Consider the following 2,577-nt stretch of genomic DNA (forward strand, 5'->3'; position numbering starts at 1 on the left):
GGACAAGCTCCTGGTCGGCGAGGAAATCCTCGTATCGGATCGTGAGCACGCGGGCCGGATGCGCACGGACGAGCCGCTGGGCAGCATCGTGCGCGGCGACCCACGTCATCGCATTGAGCGTGCTGTCGAAGTCATGGATGATCGCGCGATTCATCGAAGCGACCTGGGCGCGCGGGTCCCTCACCACGTTCAGGAACAGCATGTCCGGAAACAGCTCCATCATCTCGGCGGCGTAGTGGATGCTGTCGAGGGACTTGTCCATCACGACGCGGGCATGCTGCCGTTCGCCGCTGCGCAGGAGCAGCTCCCACACCACGCGATGCACGCTGCGCTTCTCGTCCTTGATGGCGTCGAAGATCTCACCCGGATCGAACGCCACGTCGGGCCACTTCACCATGCTGGCGGCCTGCAGGCCGACGACGTCCACGACGAGCTGGAAGTAGTTGCGGTCCTCGGCCAGGTCGCCGTAGAGGGGAACCATCGGCATGAAGTCGACGATGTGCAGCGGGTAGGGCGAGTAGAAGCCTTCACTGAAATTCAGCCTGAGCCTCAGCGCGTGGCTTCCGCATCGACGCAACGGCACCATCAGGAGCGGGCGAGGGCGACCCGGCTTGGACGTGGCGATGGAGGGCTGATGGGTCATGATGATTTCCCTGTGATGTGGTTTGAAAAGTCGGCGATGAACTGCTCCAGTTCGATCACCGGCAGGCGGTCGATGCCGGCGGCTGCATGCCGCCCACCACCGCCTGGATAGCGACGGCACAACGCTTGCGCCGACTGGCGCTGCGCAGGACAGCGGACGCTGACCAGGAAGTGACCGTCCGAACGGCGCGTGAGTACCGCGAATGATCTGTGTGGCTCTTCGTGGGAGAGGCGGTTCGCCAGCGTTCCGGAAAGCCGCCGGGCCCATGCCGTGCCCGGCAGCAGATAGACGTCGCCCTCGATGCTTTGCCAATGGGGCGCGAGCGTCTCGAGGTGATGCTGGTCATCGGCGCGGCCGGCGGCCAGGCGGCGGTATTCGTCGGCGTCGGCGATGAAGCCGAACGGACTCTCGAAGTGGTGCACCACCCGATAGAGGTCGATCGGCGAGAAGTGCAGGTCTTCCACGGCCTCGCCGTAGGCGTTGTAGTTGAGCAGCTGCCCCAGCTGCTCCAGGCTCGCCGTCTGGTTCATCGTGAGCCCGCGCTGCGCGCAAAGACTGCGCGCGACCTCGAGCAGGTTGTCGCCGAAGGCGCCCACGATGGCCCACTCGTGGAAGCGGCCGCCCAGGTGGCGATCCACCAGCAAGGAGGTGCAGACCGCGGCGGAGGGGTCGATGTGGCTTTCCAGCCGCGGGTGGTGGAACAGGCTGCGTGCCGAATGGTGGTCGAAGTAGCGCACGCGCCCACCGGCCTGCAGTGCGCGACGCACGCCGGCTTCGTTCCTGTCGAACGAGACGTCCAGCACGGTGATGTCGCTGGGCAGGTCCGTGTCGTCCAGCTGCCCGAACAAGTCGATATCGCGCTTGACGCCGCTGACGAGGCGCCCGGCGCGCGGCTCGGCCATGCGCAATTGGTGCAGGCTGCAGATGCCGTCGGCGTCGCCATTGAACAGGTCCACCGCCGGCAGGGCGCCCGTGCGGTCCGTCAACGCGAATGGCCGGATCGATGTCATGACACGAGGGAGCGGCTGACGAGAAAGTCCATCAGCTTCTGCGCTGACTGGTCGAGGCTGCACAGGTCCGTGTCGATGCGCAGCGCGGGAGACTGTGGGGTCTCGTACGGTGCCGACACGCCGGTGAAATGAGGGATGGCTCCCGTTCGAGCCTTTTCGTAGAGGCCCTTCGGGTCCCGCGCCTCGCAGACGGCCAGTGCCGTGCTGACATGGACTTCAATGAACCTCGCTTCGCCGATGATGGATCGCGCTTGGTCCCTGTCCTCCTGCCGTGGCGAGATGAGCGCCGTGAACACGATCAGCCCCGCGTCGTTCATCAAGGCGGCCACTTCCGCGACACGCCGGATGTTCTCGCGCCGGTCTGAAGGCGAGAAGCCCAGATCGCTGCTGAGATGGTGGCGGATGTTGTCGCCATCCAGCACGAATCCCAGCCGCCCCTGGGCATGCAGCCGGCGCTCCGCCGCATAGGCCAAGGTGGATTTGCCTGCGCCGCTGAGGCCGGTCAACCAGACCGTGACCGGTTGCTGGTGGAGCAGGGCGTGCCGCTCGGCGGCCGAGACCAGGCTGGGGTGCTTCACCACGTTGAGACACGTCGCGCCGCGTGCCACGGGCGTGGCGTTGGTGTCGACATGGCCGGGACGTGGCCGGACCAGGGAATGCGTGGAAGGAGTCATGGCGCGGGCAAGCCTCTCAGGAAGGCGAACATTCGTGGACCAGCAGTGCCCCGCTGGTGCGGTTGCTGGCCGGGTCGACGATGATCAGCGCGCCGCCGACGCGGTTCGACGCGTAGGCCTCGACCGGCAGCGCCTGCTGCGTCTCGACGATCACGTGGCCGATCTCGTTGACGGCCAGCTGGTGCGCATCGATCGCCTCCAGCGTGTGGATGTCGAGCCGGCTCTCGATCGCGGTGATGCGCGCCTGCAC

General features: G+C 66.4%; 4 protein-coding genes. All 4 read right to left on the reverse strand.

All coding sequences use genetic code 11. The features are described from left to right. The coding region (locus AC1D15_RS26385; protein WP_477828322.1) for a sulfotransferase family protein at window positions 1–643 on the reverse strand (643 nt) is incomplete at its 3' end. Beyond that, complete coding sequence (locus AC1D15_RS26390; RefSeq protein WP_477828323.1) at window positions 640–1,653, reverse strand: hypothetical protein; 1,014 nt, start codon at window positions 1,651–1,653, stop codon at window positions 640–642. The genes AC1D15_RS26390 and AC1D15_RS26385, both read right to left, overlap by 4 nt. Next, window positions 1,650–2,327 (reverse strand): adenylyl-sulfate kinase, encoded by a 678-nt coding sequence (cysC, locus tag AC1D15_RS26395; RefSeq protein WP_082004585.1) that lies wholly within the window; start codon window positions 2,325–2,327, stop codon window positions 1,650–1,652. Before cysC ends, AC1D15_RS26390 begins: the two co-directional genes overlap by 4 nt. Window positions 2,328–2,343: 16 nt before the next feature. After that, the coding region (locus AC1D15_RS26400) for an elongation factor 1-alpha C-terminal domain-related protein (RefSeq protein ID WP_477828324.1) at window positions 2,344–2,577 on the reverse strand (234 nt) is incomplete at its 5' end.

Source organism: Rhizobacter sp. P2_H2, assembly GCF_056403375.1.

Bases quoted from the DNA above. Each gene is read 5' to 3' on its own strand.
- cysC (WP_082004585.1), bottom strand. From the start codon at position 2,327: ATGACTCCTTCCACGCATTCCCTGGTCCGGCCACGTCCCGGCCATGTC.
- AC1D15_RS26390 (WP_477828323.1), bottom strand. From the start codon at position 1,653: ATGACATCGATCCGGCCATTCGCGTTGACGGACCGCACGGGCGCCCTG.